This is a genomic window from Pseudomonas sp. D3-27 (assembly GCF_051132165.1).
GTDB lineage: Bacteria > Pseudomonadota > Gammaproteobacteria > Pseudomonadales > Pseudomonadaceae > Aquipseudomonas.
Window position 1 is genome coordinate 2,176,642 of sequence record NZ_CP071667.1, and the last position, 24,816, is coordinate 2,201,457.

The following is a 24,816-nucleotide window of genomic DNA, read 5'->3' on the forward strand; positions in this document are numbered from 1 at the left end:
CGTTGACTGAGGGATTATTGCCCGGTCGGTAACACTCTGTTTTCCGAGCGCCGTTTGTGCCCTGGCTGGCCAGGGCATAAGCTTTGCCTCGTGAGTCAAACCTGACCCCGGAGTCCCATGTCCAGCCAGTTCCCCGAAGCACGTCCACGCCGTCTGCGCCGCAACGCGAGCTTGCGCAGCCTGTTCCAGGAAACCGAGTTCACATTGAACGATCTGGTGCTGCCAATCTTCGTCGAGGAAGAGATCGACGATTTTGTGCCGATCAAGAGCATGCCGGGTGTGAGGCGTATCCCCGAATCGAAACTGGCCGGCGAAATCGAGCGCTATGCCCGCGCGGGTATCAAGTCGGTGATGACCTTTGGCGTGTCTCATCACTTGGACAACGATGGCAGCGACACGTGGAGCGAGCGTGGCCTGGTATCGCGCATGGCCGGGATCTGCAAGGACGCCGTGCCGGAAATGGTGGTGATGTCCGACACTTGTTTCTGTGAATACACCGATCATGGCCATTGCGGCGTGCTGCATGGCGATGAAGTGGATAACGACCGCACCTTGGTCAACCTGGGCAAGCAAGCCGTGGCGGCGGCGCGCGCCGGTGCCGATGTCATTGCGCCGTCGGCGGCCATGGACGGGCAAGTCCAGGCTATTCGCAAGGCTTTGGACAACGCGGGCTTCAGCCAGACCGCCATCATGGCCTACTCCACCAAGTTCGCCTCGGCGCTCTACGGGCCGTTTCGCGAGGCTGGCGGCAGTGCCTTGAAGGGCGACCGCAAGAGCTATCAGATGAACCCGATGAACCGTCGCGAAGCCTTGCGCGAGTCGTTGCTGGACGAGCAGGAGGGCGCCGATGCGTTGATGGTCAAGCCGGCAGGGGCCTACCTCGATATCATCCGCGACATTCGCCAGGCGTCGAACTTGCCCTTGTCGGCTTACCAGGTCAGCGGTGAATACGCGATGATCAAGTTTGCCGCCCAGGCCGGTGCCATCGACGAGGCCCGCGTGGTACGTGAAAGCCTGGGCGCGATCAAGCGGGCCGGGGCAGACCTGATCTTCACCTACTTCGCCCTGGACCTGGCCTTGAGCGGAATCTAACCCAGCACCGTACTAGAAAGATGATGGACCTGTGTCGAGGGACTTTGCTCCCGCTCGGCTGCGAAGCAGTCGTAAACCGTCGGACTCGGTGTTTCTGTTGCTGCGCATTGGGCGGGTTTTGGGGCCGCTTCACGGCCCAGCGGGAGCAAGCTCCCTCGCCACGGGTTTGCAGGTGGCCTTGAGTGAACGGCGTTGCCTTGTAGGAGCAAGCTTGCTCTCTATTGGATTTCTACCGGCTTTTGGTCGTATGGTTGTTCCCGAACAATGGATCTGATGGAGCACCATGCATTTCACTCGATTGACGATCAGCCTCGCCGCTTCGCTGGCCCTGGCCGGTTGCGGCACTCGCCAGGCCCAGGAGCCTGAACGCCAGCCTGCCGAAGTCAAGGCGCAGATCGTTCGTTTGTTGCCGGCCAAGACCGCTGATCGGGCAGGCTGGGCAACGGATATCTACGTAGCCTTTTCGGCGCAGCAGATCCCGCCCACGACGCAGAACATCTGTTCGGTGCTGGCGGTGACCGAACAGGAATCCACGTTCCAGGCCGATCCGGCCGTGCCCGGGCTGGGCAAGATCGCCCGGCAGGAGATCGACCGTCGCGCGGCCAAGGTGCACATTCCGGGGTTCCTGGTCAGCGGCGCGCTCCAGGTGCGTTCGCCGAACGGTAAAAGCTACAGCGACCGTCTGGACGCGGCGCGAAGCGAGAAAGAACTCAGCGCGATTTTCGATGACTTCATCAGCATGGTGCCGTTGGGCAAGACGTTGTTCGACGGCTTCAATCCCGTGCACACGGGTGGCCCGATGCAGGTCAGCATCGCATTTGCCCAGGCCAATGCCCGGAATTATCCGTACACGGTGGATGGCTCGATTCGGCGGGAAGTGTTCAGTCGTCGTGGCGGCATGTATTTCGGCATCGCCCATTTGTTGGGCTATCCGGTGAGCTACACAGAGCCGCTGTACCGGTTCGCCGATTTCAATGCCGGGTGGTATGCCAGTCGCAACGCGGCGTTTCAACATGCGGTGAGTCGCGCTTCGGGTATTTCTTTGGCCCTGGACGGCGATTTGATCTTGCATGGCTCGATCATGCCGGGCAGCACGGAATTGGCGGTGCGCACCTTGGGCAAGTCCCTGGGGATGCGCAACCCGACCATCCGCGATCAGTTGGAGCTGGGCGACAGCCTCGCCTTCGAAGACAGCAAACTCTACAAGCGTGTGTTCGAACTGGCTGAGAAGGCCGAGGGCAAGCCGCTGCCTCGGGCACTGTTGCCGGGCATTGTGCTCAAGAGTCCGAAAATCACACGCAAACTGACCACCGCATGGTTTGCCAAACGCGTGGACGAACGTTATCAGCGCTGCATGGCTCGGGCTTCGGGGCGCTAAAACTTCTGGCCATGAAAAAGCCCGGCGGTTGAGGCCGGGCTTTCAGGGGGATGACTTGCAAGCGGATTGGACCGTCATGGCAAGGGGCTGTCCTCGCCATGACTCGTATTGAACGTCGTTTGGAACCGGGTCAGGCATTGCGTGAAAACCACTCATGCACGGTTCTGAGCCAGACGATCGGAGCCACCTTCGGCGACGCGGCGTTCCAGCAGACGATCGGAGCCACCTTCGGCGACGCGGCGTTCCAGCAGGCGATCGGAGCCACCTTCGGCGACGCGACGTTCCAGCAGACGATCGGAGCCACCTTCGGCGACGCGGCGTTCCAGCAGACGATCGGAGCCACCTTCGGCGACGCGGCGTTCCAGCAGACGATCGGAGCCACCTTCGGCGACGCGGCGTTCCAGCAAGCGGTCGGAGCCACCTTCGGCGACGCGGCGTTCCAGCAGGCGGTCGGAACCACCTTCGGCGACGCGGCTTTCGATCAGGCGGTCGGAGCCACCTTCGGCAACGACGGGTTGGGAAGTGGCGGCGAATGCGTTGGCGGCCAGTACCGAGAAAGCGAAGCTGAGGATGATTTGGCGTTTCATGATGGTGTGCTCCGGGGTGTGTTGTTTGTGTGGGGCCATTGTTGCGCCGGGTAGGGAGCATGAGAACTTCATTGACGTGATGGTGAACATCGACGGCGGTGATAGCTCGTTGCAGGTGTGTCAGTCAGATTGATGGAACACTCACGGACCAGGAAGCTCTACCGGCATAATCCCTTTTGCAGGAGGCAGGTGCATGTACCAGTTATTCGGTCACAGCCAGTCCGGCTCGGCAGCTGTCGAGGTCGCCTTGAACCTATGCGGGGTGCCTTATCGACGCGTCGATACCTATTCGACCGAGGACAACGAGGCCGCGAAAGAACTCGAGGCGTTGAATCCTCAGAAGCAGGTCCCGACCCTGCAACTGCCGGACGGCTCGGTGTTGACCGAGGCGGCGGCGATCCTGATTCACTTGGGGTTGTCTTTCCGAGAATCAAAACTGTTGCCGGAGGATCCGGCCCAGCGCGCGCAGGTCATACGTGGCCTGGTCTATATCGCCGCCAACTGCTACACACCCATTGGCATTCTCGATTTCCCCCAGCGCTGGCTGCCTGATGCGGACGAAGTCACCCAGGAACGTCTGGTGTCGGGCACGAAACAGCGCCTGTATCGCAACTGGGCTCTGTTTGCCGACCAGTTTGCAGCGTCACCCTTTCTCGGCGGCGCCGAGCCCGGCGCGCTGGATATCCTGGCGGCGGTGATCACGAAATGGGTCGAAACCCGGGAAGCGATGCTCAATGCCCGCCCTGAGTTCCATGCCTTGCTGGCGCGTATCGACCACCACCCGCGAGTCGCTCCAGTGCTATCACTGCATTGGCGCGATTGAATCAGGGGCAGGCGTTGCGCGATGCCGCTTGCCCCACGAGGTCGACCAACTGCCGGACGTTGTTTTGATGCCCCTTCACCAAGTCGTCGATATTGCCCGTGGCCGGTGTTTGCAGGCTGCTGCGACACGTGAGGGCGTGGGCGTCGCTGCCCAGCGTGCGCAGTCGCCATTGCACGTCCATGCGCGCATACCGACCGGGAATCGAGTCGAAGCGCTGCACGTCGACCCGCAGCAACCGCTTTGGCGCACCGGGGTTGCTCAATTGCTCGTCAAGGCTGCTGCGTAGTTCGTCCGCCAGGCTTGAGCCCCACCATTCGGTTTCGAGGATGGCCAACCCGCTGTCGCCCTGGCGAATCACCATCTGGGTGCGATCCACTTGCGGTGGAACGCTGAGTTGCTCGATCTGGATATCCACGCCCGCATGCACCTGGCCCGCCGGTTGGACCGGGCTCAGGGTGTGATAGTGGATAGGGTCGCTGCGGCAGGCGCCGAGGAGCAGCGCCAGGGCAATCAACGAACATCTCAGCGTCAGCGGCATCGAGCGTGCTCCTGTCATCATTCTTTCACCGGAAAAGTCAGGTTTTGCGCCGGGGCGTCCTTCGGACGGCCGCGAAGCAGCGATTCAGGATGTCGGCTCAGGTAGTCCGACAGCTCGCGCAGCGAACGGGACATGCGGCCCAGGTCATCCAGGGTCTGGGTCAGCTGTTCGCGCTGTGGCGAGTCTTCCGCCAATGTAGAGTTCGCCGATTGCAGGGTCTTGCTCACGTCCTGCAAGGTGCTTTGCACGCCCGGCAGGGTCTTGTTGTTGAATTGCGAGAGTCCCTTGCGCAGCTCCACCAGATTGCCGTCCAGATTGCTGGCGATGCTCTCCAGCGGCAGCTTGTTGATGCGCTCCACCACCGTTTGCAGCTGTTCCTGCAATTGCTGCAGGCTGCCCGGGATCGTCGGGATCCGCAGGGGGCGGGCGGCGAGGTCGAAGGCGACCTTTTCCGCTTTGGGGTAGAAATCCAGGGAGATATACAACTGCCCGGTCAGCAGGTTGCCGCTGCGAGCCTGGGCGCGCAGGCCCCGTTCGACGAAACTGCCCACCAGCCGGGCAGCGGCGGCTTCGTCTTCCGGATTGTGATTGAGGGATTTGAGCAGTTTTTCATGCGCCTTGCCCAGCAGTTGGGGGTAGATCACGATGCCGACGTTGACGGGAAATGTGCGCTGCTTTTCGTCGAAATCCAGGTTCATGGCGACGACACGGCCGATCTCGATGCCCAGGAACTCCACCGGGGCCCCAACGCGCAAGCCGCGCAAAGCCTGGTCGAAGCGTAAAGCGAGGAATTGCGCCTTACCACTGGGCGGGGCGAGGGCGCTCTGTTGGTCGGCGAACAGCTCGAAATTCTTGTCTTCGGGCGCGGGCGTGTCGTTGGGGCTGTACTCCGGGGCCCTGAAGGCGATGCCGCCGACCAGCAGGGCGGAGAGGGATTCGGTCTTGACCGCGAAACCGTTGGCGCCGACGTTCACATCGACACCGCTGACGTTCCAGAAGCGGGTGTTCTCGGTGACGTAGGCATCGTTTGGCGCATTGACGAACACTTCGATATTGACCCCCTTGCCTTCGGCGTCCAGGGCATAGGACACCACTTGGCCCACCGGGATCTTGCGCAAGTACACCGGCGAGCCGATGTCCAGCGAACCGAGGTCCTGGGAGTGCAGGGTAAAACGCTTGCCCGGCTCTCCGTAAGTGATGGGGGGCGGGGCCTCCAGGCCGGTGAAAGACTTGGCGCGCACGGTGGAGTGGCCGGCGTCGGCACCGATGAAATCCCCGGACAGCAAGGTATCGATCCCGGAGATACCGCCGGCGCCGATACGCGGCCGGACCACCCAGAACACCGAGTCTTCATGGGTGAACGTGTCCGCGGTCTTGGCGAGCTTGACGGTGGCGGTCACATTCTTCTGGTCGGCGCTCAGTTGCACGTCGGTGACCTGGCCGATGACCACGTTGCGGTATTTGACCGGGGTCTTGTTCGCGGTAAGGCCCTCGCCCGTCTTGAAGGTGATGGTGATGGTCGGGCCTTCCTGCAGCCAGTTATGGACCACCAGGGACACCCCCACCAGCACGGCGATGATGGGCACGATCCATACCAGCGACACCGTCCAGCGACGGCTGGTGACATGGGCCCGGCCCGGTGCGGGCTGTCCATCAGTGGCTTGCGACTTCATCCATGACCTCCTCGGATGGTTGGGTATCCCAGATCAGCCGTGGATCGAAACTCATGGCCGACAGCATGGTAAACAGCACCACGAGACCGAAGAACAGTATTCCCGGTCGCGGTTCGATGTCGCTCAGGGCCTGGAATTTCACCAGCGCCGCCACCAACGCTACGACCAGCACATCAAGCATCGACCAGTAGCCGATGACCTCCACCAGCCGGTACAGCTTCGCTCGCTGGACCTGGGCCCAAGTGCTGCGCCGCTGCACGGTCACCAGCAGCAGCGTCAGTACGACGAACTTGATGCCCGGTACGGCGATGCTGGCGATGAAGATGATCAAGGCGATGTCCCAGGCGCCACTGTTCCAGAACTCGAGAACGCCGCTGATGATCGTGCTGTCCGCGCCATCGCCGAGCATTTGGGTGTTCATGACCGGCAGCAGGTTCGCCGGGATATAGAACACCAGCGCCGCCAGCATGTAGGCCCAGGTGCGGGTCAGGGTATCGGGTTTGCGCCGGTGCAGGGCGGCATCGCAGCGCGGACACGTCTCGGGCTCGTTGCTCATGTCGCACGCCAGGCCGCAGCTGTGGCAGAGGCACAGGTCCAAGTCGCCGGCCCGGGGCGGGTTGCCTGGCAATGGCCCGTTCACAGGGTGTCCCAAAGGTCGCGGACATCGCGGCCGGCAATACGGATCATCAAGAGGCTCAAGGCCGCCAGGGCGAACAGGCCGATGCCGGGCAGTACATCCAGCAGGCCGGCAAGCTTGATCACCGCGACCAACGCACCCAGCAGGCACACCTCCAGCATGCTCCACGGCCGCAGGGTTTCCAGGCTGCGCATGCACAGGCTGAAAGCCGGTGCCCGCCGCTTGGAATAGGCGTAGCCCAGCACCCAGAGCAGGAGCGCCAATTGGAAGGCCGGGGCGATGATGATCGCGACGGCGGCGACCAGGGCGATGAAGGTAATGGGGCCCTGGCTCAGCGCAACGACGGAGTCCCACAGCGTCGCGCTGTTGCTCAAGCCCTGGAGGCGGATGCTCATCACCGGATAAACGTTGGCGAAGACCCACACCACCGCCGCGGTGATAGTCAGGGCCAAGCGCTGTTCGATGGTCAAGCCGTTGTAGCGCTGGATCACGGCGTGACATTGCACGCACGCAGCTTTTTGATGCGGGGCGAGCTCAACCGGCTCGTACACCGCATCGCAATGTTCACAGATGATCAGTCGTTCGGTAACGGCCATGGGGATGCTCGGCGGGGCAACTCCTTCAATATAGAAGTGAGTCGCAAATGAGCAACCCGCCCGAGCCGATCATTCGCCGCGAATGTATTGCTCCAGTTGTCGGATCAGGTCTGCTTGTTCGGCAATGGCCTCTTTCACCAGGTCGCCAATGGACAACAGGCCGACGAGCTTGCCGTCCTCCACGACGGGCAAATGCCGCAAGTGCTTTTCAGTCATGATGCTCAGGCACGTCTCGACGTTCTGATGGGGATCGATGGTGATCACGGGCGAAACCATGATGTCGCTGACTTTCGTGCCCACCGATGAGCGCCCGTGCAAGACCATTTTGCGCGCATAGTCACGCTCACTGATGATGCCCAGCACCTCGTCGTTCTTCACCACCAGCAAGGCACCGACGTTTTTCTCGGCCATGCGCATCAGGGCCTGCAAAACCATGTCGTCCGGTGAAATGGTGTGCACTTGCTGGTTCTTCTCGTCTTTTATCCGGAGCAACTGCGCGACGGTTTTCATGGGGAGGCCTCGGGTGTCGTTTTTTGCGGGTGGTAAAAGAATCGTAGACCCAACGGCGAAGGGCAAGCGATAAAGCGGCAGTCAGTCGTCCAAAAGCGTCATGGCGGGTGAATTCACTCCTATCTAAAGTCATCCGCCGTTGTGGCGAGGGGATTTAGCGAAGCGTCGCGCCGCCCCGCTGGGCTGCGCAGCAGTCCCAAAAATGTCGACACGACATTCATCTGATGCAAGTTGCTTGAGGGGCTGCTGCGCACCCCAGCGGGGATAAATCCCCTCGCCACAGGTAGAATCAGCGCACATGCAAGTTTTGAGGTTTCAGCGGTGGATCTACAGCAGGGCTTCGTCCTGACCCGGCATTGGCGCGATACCCCGGCGGGCACCGAAGTCGAGTTCTGGCTGGCGACCGATGCCGGCCCCCGGCGCGTGCGCCTGCCGGTGCAGCCTTCGGTGGCGTTCGTGCCGCAAGTGCAGCGCGGCCAGGCCGAAGCGCTGTTGCAAGGGGAGAAGGACATCGAGCTGCGTCCCCTGGACCTGCTGGATTTCGAGCATCGCCCGGTGCTGGGCCTGTATTGTCGACAGCATGGACAACTGATGCGCCTGGACACCACGCTGCGGCGCGCCGGAGTTGACGTGTTCGAAGCTGATATCCGGCCACCGGAGCGCTACCTGATGGAGCGCTTCATCACCGCCCCGGTGTGGTTCGGTGGCACGCCATCGGCCGACGGCGTGCTGCTCGACGCCCAGATGAAACCGGCTCCCGAGTACCGCCCACCGCTGCGGCTGGTGTCCCTGGACATCGAAACCACCGCCCAGGGCGATTTGTACTCCATCGCCCTGGAAGGCTGCGGCGAGCGACAGGTCTATATGCTCGGTCCACCGAACGGCGATGATCGCGACGTTGATTTCCAACTCGAATATTGCGAATCCCGAACGCTGCTGCTCAAGAAGCTCAATGAGTGGTTTGCCCGCTTCGACCCCGACGCGATCATCGGCTGGAACCTGGTGCAGTTCGATTTGCGCGTGTTGCATGAGCATGCTCGTCGGTTGGCCGTGCCGCTGCGCCTGGGGCGTGGCGGCGAGGAAATGCAGTGGCGCGAGCATGGCGCGCGCAACAATCATTTCTTCGCCTCGGCGGCGGGCCGGTTGATCATCGACGGGATCGAGTCCTTGCGTTCGGCGACCTGGAGTTTCCCGTCGTTCAGCCTGGAGAACGTCGCGCAGACCCTGCTGGGCGAAGGCAAGTCCATCGACAACCCGTACCAGCGCATGGACGAGATCAACCGCATGTTCGCCGAGGACAAGCCGGCCCTGGCCCGCTACAACCTCAAGGACTGCGAGCTGGTGACGCGGATTTTCGCCAAGACCGATCTGCTCGAGTTCCTGCTGGAGCGCGCCAGCGTCACCGGCCTGCCGGCCGATCGCAGCGGTGGTTCGGTGGCGGCGTTCACGCACCTTTACATGCCGCTGATGCACCGCCAGGGCTTCGTTGCGCCGAACCTCGGCCAGCGTCCGCCCGAGGCCAGCCCTGGCGGGTTCGTCATGGATTCCCAGCCGGGGCTCTACGAATCGGTGCTGGTGCTCGACTACAAGAGCCTGTACCCGTCGATCATCCGCACCTTTCTGATAGACCCGGTGGGCCTGATCGAGGGGCTGCGCCATCCGGGCGAGGACGAGTCTGTCCCAGGCTTTCGCGGGGCGCGGTTCTCCCGTACCCGACACTGCCTGCCGTCCATCGTGGCGCGGGTCGCTGAAGGCAGGGAGACCGCCAAGCGCGAACATAACGCGCCCTTGTCCCAGGCGCTGAAAATCATCATGAACGCGTTTTATGGAGTGCTCGGCTCCAGTGGCTGTCGCTTCTTCGACCCGCGCCTGGCGTCGTCCATCACCCTGCGCGGTCATCAGATCATGCAACGCACCCGGCAGTTGATCGAAGCCCGGGGGCATGTGGTGATCTATGGGGACACTGATTCAACCTTCGTCTGGCTGCGCCGGCCCCATGGCCAGGAAGAAGCCGCGGCGATTGGCCGGGAACTGGTGGCTTACGTCAACGGGTGGTGGCGCGAGCACGTGCGTGACGAGTTCGGCCTGGAGAGCGCGCTGGAGCTGCAATTCGAAACCCATTTCAAGCGTTTCCTCATGCCGACCATCCGCGGCGCGGAGGAGGGCAGCAAGAAGCGCTACGCCGGCTTGGTGACCCGCGCCGACGGCAGCGATGAAATCATCTACAAGGGCCTGGAAACCGTGCGCACCGATTGGTCGCCCCTGGCCCGGCAGTTCCAGCAGGAGCTGTACGGACGGATCTTCCATCGCCAGCCTTATCAGGATTATGTACGCGATTACGTGCGCCAGACGCTGGCCGGTACATTCGATGAGCGTCTGGTCTACCGCAAGCGCCTGCGCCGCCCCCTGGATGAGTACGAACGCAACGTGCCGCCCCACGTACGGGCCGCGCGGCTCGCCGACGAGTTCAACGAGCGCCAGGGTCGGCCTCGGCAGTATCAGAACGGCGGCTGGATCAGCTACGTGATCACCGTCGCCGGCCCCGAGCCTATGGAAACCCGCAGCGCGCTGATAGATTACGACCATTACGTGACCAAGCAGCTCCAGCCGGTGGCGGACGCGATTCTGCCGTTTGTGGGGGATGATTTTTCGACTTTGGTCGGGGGGCAGATGGGGTTGTTCTGATGCCGCTGAGTGATGGGTTGGAGGGGGAGGCTCTTGTGGCGAGGGAGCTTGCTCCCGCTCGGTTGCGCAGCAGCCGCCTAAAGCGAGGGCCGCTTCGCACCCCAGCGGGAGCAAGCTCCCTCGCCACAGAACCTTCGATTCCCCAAGCTAAACCATCGCCAACCGCTGCTTGCCCTGGGGCTTGGGAAACACCAGGTCCAGCGCCGCCAGATCCTGGGGCTCAAGTTGCAGATTCGCCGCTTCGGCATTCAGGTGCACATGTTCAGGCTGCACGGCCTTGGGAATGGCGATCACATTGTCCTGGCGCAACAGCCAGGCCAGGGCAATCTGCGCCGGTGTCGCGCGGTGGCGCTCGGCGATTTGTTGCATGGTGTGATCCCTGAGCAGCTGCCCACCCTGGCCGACCGGGCAGTAGGCCATGATCGACATGCGCCGTTGCTGGCTCCAGGGCAGCAGGTCGTATTCGATGCCGCGCTCCTGCAGGTTGTACAGCACCTGGTTGGTGGCGCAGTCGGGCGCGTTCAGTTCTTCCATGTCGTCGACGTCGAAATTCGACACGCCCCAGCGCCCGATCTTGCCTTCTTCGCGAAGTCGTTCAAACGCTTCGACGGTTTCTTCCAGCGGGTATTGGCCACGCCAGTGCAGCAGATAAAGGTCGATGTAATCGGTGTCGAGCCGCCGCAGGCTGCGCTCGCAGGCCAGCGGAATGCCTTTGCGGCTGGCGTTGTGGGGGTAGACCTTGCTCACCAGGAATACTTGGTCACGCAGCCCGGTGATCGCTTCGCCAACGACTTTTTCGGCGCCGCCCTCGGCATACATTTCGGCGGTGTCGATCAGGGTCATGCCCATTTCAATGCCCAAGCGCAGGGCAGCCACTTCTTTTTTGTGATGGGACGGTTCTTCACCCAGGCGCCAAGTGCCCTGGCCGATTACCGGCACGGACACGCCGGCCAACTCCAGAGTTCTCATTCGCATCTCCTGTCGTGCGGGTCGATTAAGCTGTGGCAGCAGAATAGACCAGGCGTTCAGGTTTGATTCGCGCCGCAATGCAGTGGGATGCTCTAGGGCCGAAATGCATGACGCAGAGCGCCACGGGAGGCGTCCCCACGCGCAGCGTGGGAACGCTCGGTTGGCAGGAGGGTTATTCCGCCGAGAACTTCAGCACCATGGCCTGGGTGTAGGTCTGGCCCGGATCCAGCCGCGTGGTCGGGAAGTCCGGCTGGTTCGGCGAGTCGGGGAAGTGCTGGGTCTCCAGGGTAAACGCGCCCCAGTGCGGATAGACCTTGCCTTGCTTGCCCTTGACCGTGCCATCGAGGAAGTTGCTGGTGTAGAACTGCACACCGGGTTCGGTGGTAAAGAGCTGCAGCCGTCGCCCGGACTTCGGATCCTGGACGTCGGCGGCGAGTTTGTTTACGTCACCCTTGGCGTCGAGCACCCAGTTGAAGTCAAACCCACCCTGTTTTGGCTCGGCGAACTTCAACTGCGGATGATCGGCTTTGATATGGGTGCCGATGGCGGTTGGCTTGGTAAAGTCCATCGGCGTGCCGGCCACTGGTGCCAGATCGCCGGTGGGAATCAGCTTGGCGGTCACCGGTGTGTAGCGGGACGCGTGCAAGGTCGCGACTTGCTTGAGGATGTCGCCATTGCCTGCACCCGCCAGGTTGAAATAACTGTGGTTGGTCAGGTTCAGTACGGTCGGTTTGTCAGTGGTGGCCTTGTAGTCGATGCGCAGTTCGTTCTTGTCGTTGAGGCTGTAGGTGACGTCAGTCTTCAGATTGCCGGGAAACCCCATCTCGCCGTCCTTCGACAGGTAGGTCAGGGTCACGCCGACCGAGTCCTTGTCGTTGCTCGGCTCGGCTTTCCAGACACGCTTGTCGAACCCTTGCGGCCCGCCGTGCAGCGAATTGTCCTTGTCGTTCTGCGGCACCTGGTAGCGCTTGCCATCCAACTCGAACGCGCCGCCAGCCAGGCGATTGCCGAAGCGGCCGATGGTCGCGCCGAAATATACATTGCCATTCTTCTGGTAGCCCTGGACATCGTCGAAGCCGAGCACGATGTCGTCGGTCATGCCGTTTTTGTCCGGCACGATCAGCGACTGGAGAATCCCGCCATAGGTGATGACGGTAGCCTCCATGCCGTTGCTGTTGCGCAACACATATTTTTCAACCGCCGTGCCGTCGTCGGTCTTACCGAAAGCAACGCGTTCGTTGGTCAGGCCGGCGGCCTGTGAAGAGGTGGCAATCATCAGAGAAACTCCGAGGGCCGAGAGCAGGTGTCTGGATTCAAGCATGAGTGTGACCTTCCTTCCTGTTGTTTTTTTGTTGTTTTAACGCGGGTCGAGTCCGTTAATTGGTCGGACAGCGATGAAGGTTTTTCTGTTCAGTAGTCTTTCTATTTGCGGGTGGAGAAGGGATTTATAGCTATAAATTGAGATTTATCAATTAAAAAGTAAGACTAATTGATCGAGGCGAATCGTGACCAGACGTCAACTCTCGGGTAAGGCACTGCACTTTTAGGGTTTTTTCCGCTCTATCCATGGCCAGGAAGCGGCGAGCCCCACCGCTTCCCCATGTCCAGACGAGATTCGATGGCCGGTGTTTTACTTTCCGTGATGGTGTCGCCACGTCGCAGCAACCTGCTGTTGGTGGGCCTGTTGCTGTTGCTCAGCGGCGGCTGCACCCACCTGCAAGGCCAGGACATGGTTACGCAGTTCAGCAACGCCAAGCCCCAGGAATTCTTGCAGACCAGCGTGGACCGGATGGCCACGCTCTCGATGCACGACAACTTGCAGAGCCTTTACCTGCTGATGCACAAACTTTACCTGCGCAACCCGGAAGAATTGCGCAAGTCGGGCTTTCTCGACGTCCGCGTCGCCGTCAAGCAAGTGCGCCAAGCCATCGAGCAACAGCAGCCCCTGCCGACCTTGGGCAATAAAAAGGACCTGGCGGCCCTGAGCTATGCCATGAGCCCCGAGTTCCTTGGTGATAGGGTCGGTGCGTTCATCTACGCCATTGGCAGCATGCTGGTCACGGCTCACGGCAATCGCCTGGAGTTCTACATGACCGACACCATCGATCCGCGCTTCGTCAGCAACGCTGCGCGCAACATCGAAAAGGCAACCTGGTTGCTGGGCCAGCGGCAGAACAAGGACGGCTCGCCGATGCTGTTTTCCAACGAAATCTCGGAGGAGGGCAGCAACCTGAGCTTTGCCGTCGAGTTCGGGAAAATCGTTGCACGCCTGGACCTGCTGACGCAGATGCTCGACGAGCGCTACCGGCGGATAGGGCTCAACTATGCACAGAGCCTGCTGTTCCTCAATTTCCTGCCCGTCCAGTGATCAAAAATGGAATAAAGATAGATCACATCGATATAGGGGGTTATAAGAAAAATCGCTATGCTCGCGGCCAGATTTTTCACGCGGTCGCGCTGAGACGGGTTTGATGGATTTCGGTAATTTCGGTTTAGTCGTAGCGGGCCTGGTGGTCGGTTTCATCGTCGGGATGACCGGCGTGGGTGGCGGATCGCTGATGACCCCCATTCTGCTGTGGTTCGGCATCAACCCCGCGACGGCGGTGGGTACGGACCTGCTGTACGCGGCCATTACCAAATCCGGCGGCGTGCTGGTTCACGCCAAGAACCGCAATATCGACTGGTCCATCACCGGTTGGCTGACCTTGGGCAGCGTGCCGGCGGTCGGGCTGACCCTGTGGTTCCTCAGCAGCCTGAACAGCTCGCCAGACGCGATGAACGCAGTCATCAAGCAAGCACTGGGTTTTGTGTTGTTCGCCACTGCCCTGGCGATCCTGTTCAAGAAACGCCTGCTCCAATTCGCCCACGATCGCGCCGGCGGCCACTACAACCCCAGCGGCTCACGGCTCAACGTACTCACTGTGATTACCGGCTTGGTGCTGGGCACGATGGTCGCGTTGACCTCCATCGGCGCCGGCGCCCTGGGCACTGTCGCGCTGTTCATCCTCTATCCGTTCCTGGTCACCAGGCGCCTGGTGGGGACCGAGATCGCCCACGCCGTGCCGCTGACCCTGGTGGCCGGCCTGGGCCACGCAAGCATGGGCAACATGGACTGGCACATCCTCGGCTTCTTGCTGATCGGTTCACTGCCGGGCATTTACCTGGGCAGCCATTTGTCGGGACGTATTTCCGATGAACTCCTGCGCCCTTGCCTGGCGGTGATGTTGGCGATGATCGGCTTCAAACTGGCGTTCTGATTTGCTCGGAGTCATGGGCCGATAGGCATAGTCATACCTGTAAACCAGGTACTGATGAGGCCACGATCCATGAACAGCCCAGCCAGAGATCTGCTGCAACGCCTGCGCCGTCGTCGCGTCGAACCTCGCTCCGACATCGCCGACATTCTGCGTCATCACGCCGAACCGCTGCCCGCCGAGGACAGCCCGGCGTTTGGCGAGATGTTCGATCGCTTTGCCGACGCGAAGGTCTTGCTGATCGGCGAAGCCAGCCACGGCACCCATGACTTCTACCGCACCCGCGCGGCCATCACCCGGCACATGATCGAGCATCACGGCTTCGGGATCGTCGCCGTCGAAGCCGACTGGCCCGACGCCGGGCAAATCGACCGCTGCGTGCGTGACCTCGGACCCTCGGCCTGGAAACAGCAGGATTTCGCCCGGTTTCCAAGCTGGATGTGGCGCAACACCGACGTACAGTCCTTCGTCCGCTGGTTGCGCGATTACAACCTGGAGCAGCCGGGCGATCGGCGCGTGGAGTTTCGCGGCCTCGACGTCTACAGCTTGCGGCACTCGATCGACGAAGTGCTCAACTACCTCGATAAGGCACACCCCCACCTGGCCCGCGGCGCCCGGCATCGTTATGGTTGCCTGACGCCTTGGCACGACGACCCGGCGCTTTACGGTCATTTCACCGAACGCGGCAACCTGGCGACCTGCGAGGACGCGGTGGTCGAGCAGCTCAATACGCTGCTCGCCGAGCGCCTCGATCCCCTGATCGAGGATGACGAGAGTTTCTTCAGCGCCATCCAGAACGCCCGGGTCGTGCGCGCCGCCGAACAGTACTACCGGGCCATGTATCGCGGCGGAAAATCGTCCTGGAACCTGCGGGACCGGCACATGTTCGACACCCTGCAGAGCCTGATGGAACATCGTGGCCCCGATGCGAAAGCGGTGGTCTGGGCGCACAACTCCCACATCGGCAATGCCGCCGCGACTCGCATGGGTTGGGAAGGTGAATTCAATATCGGCCAGTTATGCCGCATGGCTTACGGCCGCGACGCGGTGCTGCTGGGCATGGGCACCAATCGTGGCAGCGTGGCGGCGGCCGACGATTGGGACTCACCGATGAAAATCAAGCAGGTGCTGCCCGCGCTGGCCGGCAGTTGGGAGCGGGAATTCCTGAATACGGGTGTTCGCGCATCGCTCACGGACTGGCGGACTAATCCTGACGAGGCACTGCTGGACGCATTGTCCGAGCCCCTGCTCGAACGCGCTATCGGCGTGATCTACCGCCCTGAAACCGAACGCCAGAGCCATTACTTCGAAGCCGTATTGGCCGAGCAGTTCGATGCCTGGCTCTGGTTCGAGCAGACCGAAGCGGTCACGCCATTGCCAACACCTCACACGCTTGAGCACGAGGAAGACACCTTCCCATTCGGCCTTTGAGCGCCTCGTGACGCGGTTGCGCTATGGGGCCGGTGGCCTAAGCTTCAAGGCAGGCAGCTGCGGTAACGGGCGACTCTCGCGGAACAATCGCCGCCATGTGCAATCAGTACAGCGTAAATATCAAAAGGAGAGGCGCATGCTTATTCGGTCGTTGACCTTCGCTACCTTGCTGGCCTTTGCTGGCCCCTTGTTCGCCGCTGATGGCGACTCGCCCCTGGTGGCGGAGGTGGGCAAGACCCGCCCCTTGATCATTATCGCGCCCAGCTCCGTCGACCCTGCATGGTCCACGTTGAAAGCAGAGCTCGAAAAGCCAGAGGGCAAGCAGGGATTCTCCGAACGAAACATGATGCTCTACACCGTTTTCAACACCATCGGGAAACGTGATGGCAAGGATCTGGACCCGCAAAGCACCATGGCACTGATCCGTTCTCTCAAGCTGGGAGCCGGTGCGCTGCCCAAGATCATCCTGGTGGGCAAGGATGGGGAAAAGAAGCTTGAGCATTCCGGCGCGATCACATTGAGCGAGCTGTTCGATGCTGTCGACAAATTGCCTGCGACTGAAAAGGAAGCCGTGGCGCCAACCCCGCTACCCGAGCCAGAACCCGCGCCGGCCAAGGACGCGAAAGGCGCCAAGCCGGGCAAGGCGGCCAAGCCCACCAAGCCCGCGGCCGCGCCGAAGGCGCTGGAGGATTGACCCTCTATAGCACCGAATTTACGTGGCGAGGGAGCTAGCCCCCTCGCCACAAAAGCAGACTTCATTGTCGTTCCAATGCCGCCAGGATTTTGTGCGCGGCCTTTATCCGTTCTTCGATCGGGTAGTTCTTGTTCGCCAACATCACAATCCCCAAATCCTTTCCAGACACGAGCGCCGCGTATGCGCCAAAGCCGTTGGTAGAGCCTGTCTTATTGATCCAGCTGCCGTCCGGCGCCGGGCGGGGCGGGTTGAGCGGTTCGACTTTCTGTGGGGTCAGGGCCATCTGCGGGGTATTGCCGGCGAGCAGGTCATCCACGGTGAACGGGGCAGGGTAGAACTCCCAGCCCAAGCCCTGGGTCATCCCGCCGACCCGATAGAAACCCATGTGGGTCGTGGCGATGGCTTGCTTCAAGGCTTCGTCCAGCTTTTGCGGTCGCAGGTTGGCCTCGACGAAACGAATGAGGTCCGCTGAGCTGGTCTTCACCCCATACGCCTCGGAATCCAAGGCGCCAGGTCCGACCCGCACGGGCTTGCCATCCTTTGCATAGCCCTGGGCGTATCGGCCCGATTGGTCTTGCGGCACCCGTACATAACTGTGTTTGAGGCCCAGCCCCGGCATCAGCGTTTGTTCCATCACGTCATCGAATGACCGACCCAGGGCGCGGGCCGCCAGATGGCCAAACAGGCCGATGCTCGGGTTCGAGTAGAGCCGTTGGGTGCCGGTCGGGTAGAGCGGTTTCCAGGACTTGTAATAGCTGAACATCCTGTCGGCATGGTCTGCATCGTCGGGAAACTGCAAAGGCAGCCCGCCCGCCGTGTAGGTAGCGAGATCGAGCAGGCGGGTGTTTGCCAGCGCTGCTCCGTTCAGCTGCGGGGCATAGCGACCGGCGGGATCCGACAATTGCAACTTGCCTTGGGCCTGGGCATAGGCGCCGAGCGTGGCGGTGAAGGTCTTGCTGATCGAGCCGACTTCGAACAGGGTCTGGTCGGTGACGGGCTTTCTCGTGTCCTTGGAGGCAACGCCATAATTGAAGAACTGGCGCTGGCCGTTGTGGGTGATCGCCACCGCCATCCCCGCGATGTCCTGCTGTTTCATCAGGGGCTGGATAACGGCATCGACAGTTTCTTCAAGGCGTTCCTGGGCGACGCCGGTAAAAGAAAGGATCAGGAAAAAGCTCCCGGCGAGTATCGATTTGGCAATGTGCATGATGGACCGCTCTCGTTGGCCTTCCTTGAGGGACGGTCAATCTAGGGCGTTTTTTGCTGCCCGGCAATCCGTAGCAACGGATGCAGGCTGGGTTCCGAGCTGTCTGACAGGGACGTGGGAGCGTTCCCACAAAACGGTCCCGTCGGCCGAAGGGTCCTGTCCTCAAGCGAAACGACACAAAGCGGCGGCCGCCGGGTAAACTCGCGACTCTTTCCGAAGGAGTTCCCATGAGTTACTACCAGCCCGGCATTCTCGCCACCCCTGTTCCGCCTCAGGCCCGTCATCTGTTTTTTGCCCTGGAATCGGTCGAGGCACTGCCGGCTGCGATCGATAAATTGTTGCTGCAATTGGATGGCCGCGCGGTTGTCGGGTTTGGCGAGTCGTTGGTGCAAGCGTTGGGCGCCGAGGTCAAGGGGCTGCGGGCATTTCCTGCCCTGGCCGGTGTCGGCGTCGATAATCCCTCGACCCAGCACGCGCTGTGGTGCTGGTTGCATGGCGAGGATCGCGGCGAGCTGCTGCACCGCAGCCGCGCCATCGAAGCGGCCCTGGCGCCGGCCCTGCGCCTGGTGCAAATGAACGAAACCTTCCGCCATATGACCGGCCACGACCTGACCGGCTACGAAGACGGCACCGAGAACCCCCACGATGACGCGGCCGTCGCCGCTGCCCTGGCCCAGGGCGCCGACGGACTGCGCGGTGGCAGCTTCGCCGCGATCCAGCAGTGGCAGCACGATCTGGACGGGTTCGCGGCGATGCAGCCCCACGAACGCGACAACATCATGGGCCGTCGCTTGAGCGACAACGAGGAAATCGAAGAGGCGCCGGAGTCGGCCCACGTCAAGCGCACGGCCCAGGAAAGCTTTGCACCGGAGGCTTTCGTCGTGCGCCGTTCCATGCCGTGGATCGAAGGCGATCGCGCTGGGCTGATGTTCCTGGCGTTCGGTTTCTCCCTGGATGCCTTCGAAGCGCAACTGCGCCGCATGAGCGGCCTCGAAGACGGCATTACCGATGGTTTGTACCGCATGAGCCGGCCGATCACTGGCGGGTATTACTGGTGCCCGCCGCTGCTGGACGGGCGCCTGGACCTGCGCGCACTGGCTCGCCAGTCGGTGTCATCGCCCCGGTAAACCGGCCGCGTTGTGCAAATCGTCGGGTCAACGCTATTCTTGGGCCCGACGTGTTTGCGTGGAACGGGAGAGCAAGCGTGGATAAAGTCATCGTCATCACTGGTGGCGGGCGCGGGATCGGAGCGGCCACGGCGCTGCTGGCGGCGGATCAGGGCTATCACATCTGCATCAACTACCAGTCCGATGAAAACGCCGCTCAGGACATCCTCGAACAGGTCCGGGCCAAGGGTGCGCAGGCCATTGCGGTGCGGGCCGACGTGAGCATCGAAGATGAGGTGGTCGGCCTGTTCAACCGCGTCGACGCCGAATTGGGCCGTGTCACCGCCCTGGTGAACAACGCCGGTACGGTCGCCCACAAATCCCGGCTCGATGAAATGTCCGAGTTCCGCATTCTCAAAATCTTGAAGACCAATGTGCTGGGGCCGATCCTGTGTGCCAAGCATGCGGTGCTGCGCATGTCGCCCCGCCATGGCGGGCAGGGCGGTAGCATCGTCAACGTCTCGTCGGTTGCCGCCCGCTTGGGCGCGCCGGGCGAATACGTCGACTACGCGGCCTCCAAGGGCGCACTGGATACCTTCACCGTAGGCCTGTCCAAGGAAGTGGCCGGCGAAGGCATTCGCGTCAACGCCGTTCGCCCGGGTTATATCTACACCGATTTCCACGCCCTCAGTGGTGATCCTGAGCGGGTCAGCAAGCTGGAATCGGCGATTCCCATGGCGCGAGGCGGGCGTCCGGATGAGGTGGCGGAGGCGATTATCTGGTTGCTGTCGGACAAGGCTTCGTATGCGACGGGGACGTTTGTTGACCTTGGTGGTGGGCGCTGAGAACTGGGCGGTCTGCCCTGGCCTCATCGCGAGCAAGCTCGCTCCCACAGGGGATTGCGTTCCAAATGTGGGAGCGAGCTTGCTCGCGATGGCGGTAGTGCTGGCAAACCAAATATTAGAACGACCGGATAATCCGCCCCAATGTCTCCATCGCCTTTTCCGACGCCTCAGTCCAAGGCCCGCCATAGTTCAGCCGGATGCAATTCCTGAAACGTTGGGTCGGTGAAAAGATCGGCCCGGGGGCGATGCTGATGCCTTGCGCCAATGCCATCTGGAACAGCTTCAGCGAGTCGATCTGCTCCGGCAGTTCCAGCCAGAGGAAATAGCCGCCCGCCGGCTGGCTGACGCGGGTCTGGGGCGGGAAATAGCGGCCGATGGCGGCGAGCATGGCGCTTTGCTGTTCTTCCAGGGCGTAGCGTAGCTTGCGCAGGTGCCGGTCGTAGCCGCCGTGTTGCAGGTAGTCGGCGATCGCGGCCTGGGCCGGCATCGAGGCGCACAGGGATGTCATGAGCTTGAGCCGTTCGATCTTCTGCGCATAGCGCCCGGCGGCGACCCAGCCGACGCGATAACCCGGGGCCAGGCTCTTGGCGAACGAACCGCAATGCATCACCAACCCTTCGGTGTCGAACGCCTTGGCTGGTTTGGGAGCCTGCTGGCCGTAATAGAGTTCGGCATAGACGTCGTCCTCGATCAACGGCACCTGGTGTTGGCGCAACAGCTCCACCAACGCTTGCTTGCGCGCCTCGGGCATGGTGGCGCCCATGGGGTTCTGGAAGCTGGTCATGCACCAGCACGCCTTGATCGGATGGCGCGCCAGCGTCTGTTCCAGCACGTCCAGGTCGATCCCGTCACGCGGATGCACGGGGATTTCCACGGCCTTGAGCTTCAGCCTTTCCAGCACTTGCAGGCTGGCATAGAACGCAGGGGCTTCGATCGCCACGAGGTCGCCGGGCTCGGTCACCGCTTGCAGGCATAGGTTCAAGGCTTCCAGGGCGCCATTGGTGACCAGCAATTGCTCCATGGGCAACATCAGCCCACCGACCATATAGCGCAAGGCGATCTGGCGGCGCAGTTGAGGATTGCCCGGTGACATGTCGGTCACCACCACGCGTGGGTCCATGTCCCGGGTCGCGCTGGACAACGAGCGGGACAGCCGCTGCAACGGAAACAGCATGGGGCTGGGGAATGCAGAGCCGAACGGTACGGTGGCGGGATCCTTGATCGAGTCGAGCACCGAAAACACCAGTTCGCTGACATCGACTTCAGTGGACTCTTGCACCTGGCTGCTGATGACCGGCTCGCAGAACGGGCGCGGTGCAAGATTATTGACGAAATAACCGGAACGCGGCCGGGCCCGGATCAGGCCGCGTCGCTCCAGCAGGTAATAGGCCTGGAAAACAGTGGACGGGCTGACGCCGTACGTTTGGCTGGCGTAGCGCACCGACGGCACGCGCTGGCCGGGCCCCAGCATGCCGGAGCGGATCAGTTCAGCGATGTCGTCGGCGAATTTTTCGTAGCGTTTCATGGCGGGCCCGGTCATAAGGGACATTGCATCTTAAAGGGTCACCGATTCATCGGCGCGACAAAACGGCTCTTGGCCACGCTGTAGACTTGCTGCTCGTCACTGTCGGCAACCTTGAAGGTCATTTCCTGGGAACCGCTGCGTGGCCGTTCGCTGAGCATCGCCACCGAGACTGGCACGTCGACGATTTCCCCCGGCGCCAGGCTCAGGCGTGTCTTGCCTTGCAGGACAAAGCCGTCGCCGTCCACCAGGGACAATTCATACGCCTGGTGTTGCTGGGTCTTGTTGATGATTTTCAGGCTATAGATGTTTTCGATCTGGCCCTGGCTGTTTTCACGGAACAGCCCACGGTCCTTGCTGACATCCAGCGACACCATGGGGCGCTCCGCCAGCGCCACCGCCAGGGCACCGATCATGAACAGCAGCACCGCCGTGTAGCCCACCAGCCGTGGCCGCAGCAGATGTGTCTTGCCTCCTTGCAGTTGATGCTCGGAGGTGTACTTGATGAGGCCACGGGCGTAGCCCATCTTGTCCATGATCGAGTCGCAGGCGTCGATGCACGCCGCGCAACCAATGCATTCCATTTGCAAGCCATCGCGGATATCGATGCCGGTGGGGCAGACCTGCACGCACATCTGGCAGTCGATGCAGTCACCCAGTCCGACATCGGCGGGATTGACCTCGCGTTTGCGTGGCCCGCGAATGTCACCACGGGCCACGTCATAGGAAATGGTCAAGGTGTCCTTGTCGAACATCACGCTCTGGAACCGTGCGTAAGGGCACATGTGCATGCACACCGCTTCGCGCAGCCAGCCGGCGTTGAGGTAAGTGGCCGCAGTGAAAAACAGCACCCAGAACAGGCTGACGCCGCCGATCTGCAAGGTCAGCAGTTCCTCGGCCAGGGGGCGGATCGGGGTGAAATAACCGACGAATGTCAGGGCGGTGAGCAGGCTGATGACGAGCCACAAGGTGTGCTTGGCCGAGCGCCGCAGGAGTTTGTTCAAGTCCCACGGCGCGGCTTGGAGTTTGATGCGCTGGTTGCGTTCACCTTCGGTGATTTTCTCGACCCACATGAAGATCCAGGTCCATGAGCTTTGGGGGCAGGTGTAGCCACACCACACGCGCCCTGCGAACACGGTGATGGCGAACAGGCCGAACGCGGCGATGATCAGCAGGGCGGACAGCAGGATGAAATCCTGGGGCCAGAAGGTCGCGCCGAAGATGTGGAACTTGCTCTCGGAAAGGTCCCAGAGCACCGCTTGGCGACCGCCCCAGTTCAGCCATACCGTGCCGAAGAACAACAGGAACAGAATGCCGGCACCGCTGATGCGCAAGGTGCGGAACAAGCCGGTAAAGCTGCGGGTGTGGATCAGGTTGTCGGTGGTTCCGGACTTTGTTTTTGTGGGCGTGGGGTCGAAGGTCTGTATCAGTTGGGCGGGGATTCTTTCGCTCATGGTCGGTCGCTCATCAGCCGCTATCTGGCTGGGGCACTATGACCATTGAACTGTTTGCATAACAGGCTCAGGTGGGTTGATAAAAACCGGATCAGATGGGGTGAAGAGCCTTGCGCTGCGCCAGTTTGATGCACCTCACGGATTGTGGGCTTCGTTCTTGGGATGGTGTTTATATCCGTTGCTGCGGTAATTTGTTACTGACGGTTCCGCCCCTTACGGCGGCTTACTTTTTTTCAGACGCCAAAAAAAGTAAGCAAAAAAGGCTTCGCCCCACCACTCGGCACCTCGCCTAGGCTCGGCGTTCCCTCACTCCGGCATTGCTCCGTGGGCCCGCCGCGATGGGCCATCCATGGCCCTGCGCGGCTATCCCGGCATCCATGCCGGGATACCCACTACGCAATACCTGCGTTCGGCCAGCGTGGTTAACGGGGCGTTCAAGATCAAAAGCCGAAGCGAGATCAAGAGCAACGCAAGATCAAAAGCGAGGCAAAATCAAAAGCAACGCAAGATCAAAAGCAACGCAAGATCAAAAAATAAGAGCCAAACGAGCCGTCAGATGACCGAATCCCCGTCCGTTGCCTTCAGATTCTGCCGCCCGTCAGCCGCCCCAGCCACGATCAGGGCATCGACCTGCGCTTCGGTCAGGTAGACCCGCCCGCCATTGAGCTCCACCGCCGACATGGCCTTGTCCGGGTCGGTGATGATGGTCAGCTCGCTGGCCGGGCGAAGTTCCGGCCCGTTGGCGGTGTCGAAATGGCAGGTCTGGTGGTCATCGATACGTACAGTCATGGTACTGCTCCTTCCTGTATGCCTGAACGTTAGGCGCCTCCCGATCGGCAGGGTTCTTCGTGGCTGATCAGCGGTCGCACGTCTCGCATCGCTTGCGGTCAATCGTTTATCGAGTGAAGAGAGGAACGTTCATGGATTCGTGGTGGGATGAAGTCTGGATGACCCTGCAAGCGGAGTTCGCCGACATCGCCGATGCCCAGCAAATGACTCGGGTGACGGTGCGCCTGGTAATGGCTGCACTGTTGGGAGGCATTTTGGGGTTCGAGCGTGAGCACAAGGGCAAGGCCGCCGGGGTGCGCACCCACATGCTGGTGGCGCTGGGCGCCGCGCTGTTCGTGCTGGTGCCGCAAATGTCGGGGTCAGAGGCCGATGCGATGAGCCGGGTGATACAGGGCGTTGTCGCCGGGATCGGTTTCCTCGGCGCCGGTACCATCTTGAAAAACGCGGATGCAGATGAAAGCCACGTCAAAGGCCTGACCACCGCGGCGGGCCTTTGGATGACCGCCGCCATCGGCGTCGCCGCCGGGCTCGGCCGGGAAGCGACGGCGGTACTCAGCACCGTTCTGGCGCTGGCAATCTTCAGTGTGATGCCAGTGATTGTTCGGGCACTGGAGAGGGATGAGAAGCTGTAAGGCATCCGCCGGGCTGTGCGCAAGGTCCTTGTGGGAGAGCTAGCTCGCCATAGCGATGTGTCAGTCACCTCTGGCTTCGCTGACCTGACGCTATCGCGAGCAAGCTCGCTCCCGCAGGTTAACTGCGGCTAGGCTTTAAAACCGCTCCGGCGGCGCCTCGCTTGGCGGATCGCCCTGGGGCGGCTGCGGGTCCAGCGGCGGGTCTTTTTCCGGAATCGGCTCGGGATCGGGACCCGGTGGCGGCAGGTTGGGGTCGTCGATGTTCGGATCGGGTGTTTCGGCCGGGATGGGAATGGTCATCGGGTGGTGCCTCCAGGACGCAAGTGGCTTGAGTCGTGCTTGTCTGGTTGACCACCGTTCGACGGGTTTGATTCCCCGCTGCCGGCCAGCAAAT

The 24,816-nt window shown here is 61.7% G+C and carries 24 protein-coding genes; 11 read left to right on the forward strand and 13 right to left on the reverse strand.

Annotated elements, in window-relative coordinates; genetic code table 11:
• Positions 1 to 117: 117 nt before the first annotated feature.
• Positions 118 to 1,092 (forward strand): porphobilinogen synthase, encoded by a 975-nt coding sequence (hemB, locus tag J3P92_RS10130; protein WP_434563413.1) that lies wholly within the window; start codon positions 118 to 120, stop codon positions 1,090 to 1,092.
• Positions 1,093 to 1,375: 283 nt separating this feature from the next.
• Complete coding sequence (locus J3P92_RS10135; protein ID WP_434650612.1) at positions 1,376 to 2,470, forward strand: DUF1615 domain-containing protein; 1,095 nt, start codon at positions 1,376 to 1,378, stop codon at positions 2,468 to 2,470.
• Between the two features lie 152 nt (positions 2,471 to 2,622).
• Here J3P92_RS10135 and J3P92_RS10140 read toward each other — a convergent pair whose 3' ends face one another.
• A complete protein-coding gene (locus tag J3P92_RS10140; RefSeq protein WP_434610734.1) occupies positions 2,623 to 3,057 on the reverse strand; it encodes a phage infection protein in 435 nt (144 codons plus the stop codon).
• A gap of 193 nt (positions 3,058 to 3,250) precedes the next feature.
• Between J3P92_RS10140 and J3P92_RS10145 the strand changes: the two genes are divergently transcribed.
• Positions 3,251 to 3,880, forward strand: coding sequence for a glutathione S-transferase family protein (locus tag J3P92_RS10145; RefSeq protein ID WP_434650614.1), 630 nt, complete (start codon positions 3,251 to 3,253; stop codon positions 3,878 to 3,880).
• Between the two features lies 1 nt (position 3,881).
• On the opposite strand, the gene J3P92_RS10150 is transcribed toward J3P92_RS10145, so the two are convergent.
• From J3P92_RS10150 to J3P92_RS10170, 5 genes are all read right to left on the reverse strand, one after another.
• Positions 3,882 to 4,418 (reverse strand): PqiC family protein, encoded by a 537-nt coding sequence (locus J3P92_RS10150; protein WP_434563419.1) that lies wholly within the window; start codon positions 4,416 to 4,418, stop codon positions 3,882 to 3,884.
• Positions 4,419 to 4,435: 17 nt separating this feature from the next.
• Entirely contained in the window at positions 4,436 to 6,091 is a 1,656-nt protein-coding gene (locus J3P92_RS10155) for an intermembrane transport protein PqiB (RefSeq protein WP_434650615.1), read from the reverse strand.
• Positions 6,072 to 6,743 carry a paraquat-inducible protein A gene (locus tag J3P92_RS10160; RefSeq protein ID WP_434610740.1) on the reverse strand — a complete coding sequence of 224 codons (672 nt, stop codon included), beginning with the start codon at positions 6,741 to 6,743 and terminating at the stop codon, positions 6,072 to 6,074. Before J3P92_RS10160 ends, J3P92_RS10155 begins: the two co-directional genes overlap by 20 nt.
• Positions 6,728 to 7,324 (reverse strand): paraquat-inducible protein A, encoded by a 597-nt coding sequence (locus tag J3P92_RS10165; protein ID WP_434650619.1) that lies wholly within the window; start codon positions 7,322 to 7,324, stop codon positions 6,728 to 6,730. The genes J3P92_RS10160 and J3P92_RS10165 overlap by 16 nt, the downstream gene beginning before the upstream one ends.
• A gap of 69 nt (positions 7,325 to 7,393) precedes the next feature.
• Complete coding sequence (locus J3P92_RS10170) at positions 7,394 to 7,834, reverse strand: CBS domain-containing protein (RefSeq protein WP_030138503.1); 441 nt, start codon at positions 7,832 to 7,834, stop codon at positions 7,394 to 7,396.
• Between the two features lie 321 nt (positions 7,835 to 8,155).
• On the opposite strand from J3P92_RS10170, the gene J3P92_RS10175 reads away from it, so the two are divergent.
• Positions 8,156 to 10,519: a DNA polymerase II gene (locus J3P92_RS10175; RefSeq protein WP_434650621.1), complete on the forward strand. Its 2,364-nt coding sequence runs from the start codon at positions 8,156 to 8,158 to the stop codon at positions 10,517 to 10,519.
• Between the two features lie 147 nt (positions 10,520 to 10,666).
• Here the strand turns inward: J3P92_RS10175 and J3P92_RS10180 are convergent, their stop codons facing one another.
• Complete coding sequence (locus J3P92_RS10180) at positions 10,667 to 11,488, reverse strand: aldo/keto reductase (RefSeq protein ID WP_434650622.1); 822 nt, start codon at positions 11,486 to 11,488, stop codon at positions 10,667 to 10,669.
• A 172-nt stretch (positions 11,489 to 11,660) separates the two neighbouring features.
• On the reverse strand, positions 11,661 to 12,809 hold the full coding sequence (locus J3P92_RS10185; protein ID WP_434650623.1) for an aldose epimerase family protein: 1,149 nt from the start codon (positions 12,807 to 12,809) through the stop codon (positions 11,661 to 11,663).
• A 297-nt stretch (positions 12,810 to 13,106) separates the two neighbouring features.
• On the opposite strand from J3P92_RS10185, the gene J3P92_RS10190 reads away from it, so the two are divergent.
• The 4 genes from J3P92_RS10190 (at position 13,107) to J3P92_RS10205 (ending at position 16,867) form a co-directional block, all read left to right on the forward strand.
• Complete coding sequence (locus J3P92_RS10190; RefSeq protein ID WP_434650624.1) at positions 13,107 to 13,856, forward strand: hypothetical protein; 750 nt, start codon at positions 13,107 to 13,109, stop codon at positions 13,854 to 13,856.
• Between the two features lie 103 nt (positions 13,857 to 13,959).
• Complete coding sequence (locus J3P92_RS10195) at positions 13,960 to 14,745, forward strand: sulfite exporter TauE/SafE family protein (protein ID WP_434563435.1); 786 nt, start codon at positions 13,960 to 13,962, stop codon at positions 14,743 to 14,745.
• A gap of 69 nt (positions 14,746 to 14,814) precedes the next feature.
• A complete protein-coding gene (locus J3P92_RS10200; RefSeq protein ID WP_434650625.1) occupies positions 14,815 to 16,173 on the forward strand; it encodes an erythromycin esterase family protein in 1,359 nt (452 codons plus the stop codon).
• Positions 16,174 to 16,309: 136 nt separating this feature from the next.
• Positions 16,310 to 16,867: a DUF4174 domain-containing protein gene (locus tag J3P92_RS10205; protein ID WP_434651114.1), complete on the forward strand. Its 558-nt coding sequence runs from the start codon at positions 16,310 to 16,312 to the stop codon at positions 16,865 to 16,867.
• A 61-nt stretch (positions 16,868 to 16,928) separates the two neighbouring features.
• On the opposite strand, the gene ampC is transcribed toward J3P92_RS10205, so the two are convergent.
• Positions 16,929 to 18,074 (reverse strand): class C beta-lactamase, encoded by a 1,146-nt coding sequence (ampC, locus tag J3P92_RS10210; RefSeq protein ID WP_434650627.1) that lies wholly within the window; start codon positions 18,072 to 18,074, stop codon positions 16,929 to 16,931.
• A gap of 227 nt (positions 18,075 to 18,301) precedes the next feature.
• Here ampC and J3P92_RS10215 point away from each other — a divergent pair, with 227 nt between their 5' ends.
• Both J3P92_RS10215 and J3P92_RS10220 read left to right on the forward strand, forming a co-directional pair.
• Positions 18,302 to 19,201, forward strand: coding sequence for a Dyp-type peroxidase (locus tag J3P92_RS10215; protein WP_434610760.1), 900 nt, complete (start codon positions 18,302 to 18,304; stop codon positions 19,199 to 19,201).
• A gap of 77 nt (positions 19,202 to 19,278) precedes the next feature.
• Positions 19,279 to 20,025: an SDR family oxidoreductase gene (locus J3P92_RS10220; RefSeq protein WP_434610761.1), complete on the forward strand. Its 747-nt coding sequence runs from the start codon at positions 19,279 to 19,281 to the stop codon at positions 20,023 to 20,025.
• 115 nt (positions 20,026 to 20,140) lie between these two features.
• Here J3P92_RS10220 and mapR read toward each other — a convergent pair whose 3' ends face one another.
• The 3 genes from mapR to J3P92_RS10235 all read right to left on the reverse strand — a co-directional run bounded on the left by mapR (position 20,141) and on the right by J3P92_RS10235 (position 23,790).
• On the reverse strand, positions 20,141 to 21,550 hold the full coding sequence (gene mapR / locus J3P92_RS10225) for a GntR family transcriptional regulator MpaR (protein WP_420764556.1): 1,410 nt from the start codon (positions 21,548 to 21,550) through the stop codon (positions 20,141 to 20,143).
• Positions 21,551 to 21,588: 38 nt separating this feature from the next.
• Positions 21,589 to 23,001 (reverse strand): cytochrome c oxidase accessory protein CcoG, encoded by a 1,413-nt coding sequence (ccoG, locus tag J3P92_RS10230; RefSeq protein WP_434650629.1) that lies wholly within the window; start codon positions 22,999 to 23,001, stop codon positions 21,589 to 21,591.
• Positions 23,002 to 23,553: 552 nt separating this feature from the next.
• On the reverse strand, positions 23,554 to 23,790 hold the full coding sequence (locus J3P92_RS10235) for a DUF3203 family protein (RefSeq protein WP_420764554.1): 237 nt from the start codon (positions 23,788 to 23,790) through the stop codon (positions 23,554 to 23,556).
• A 131-nt stretch (positions 23,791 to 23,921) separates the two neighbouring features.
• On the opposite strand from J3P92_RS10235, the gene J3P92_RS10240 reads away from it, so the two are divergent.
• Positions 23,922 to 24,422 carry an MgtC/SapB family protein gene (locus J3P92_RS10240; protein ID WP_434650631.1) on the forward strand — a complete coding sequence of 167 codons (501 nt, stop codon included), beginning with the start codon at positions 23,922 to 23,924 and terminating at the stop codon, positions 24,420 to 24,422.
• A gap of 135 nt (positions 24,423 to 24,557) precedes the next feature.
• Here the strand turns inward: J3P92_RS10240 and J3P92_RS10245 are convergent, their stop codons facing one another.
• Positions 24,558 to 24,722 (reverse strand): hypothetical protein, encoded by a 165-nt coding sequence (locus tag J3P92_RS10245; protein ID WP_434610768.1) that lies wholly within the window; start codon positions 24,720 to 24,722, stop codon positions 24,558 to 24,560.
• Between the last annotated feature and the right edge of the window lie 94 nt (positions 24,723 to 24,816).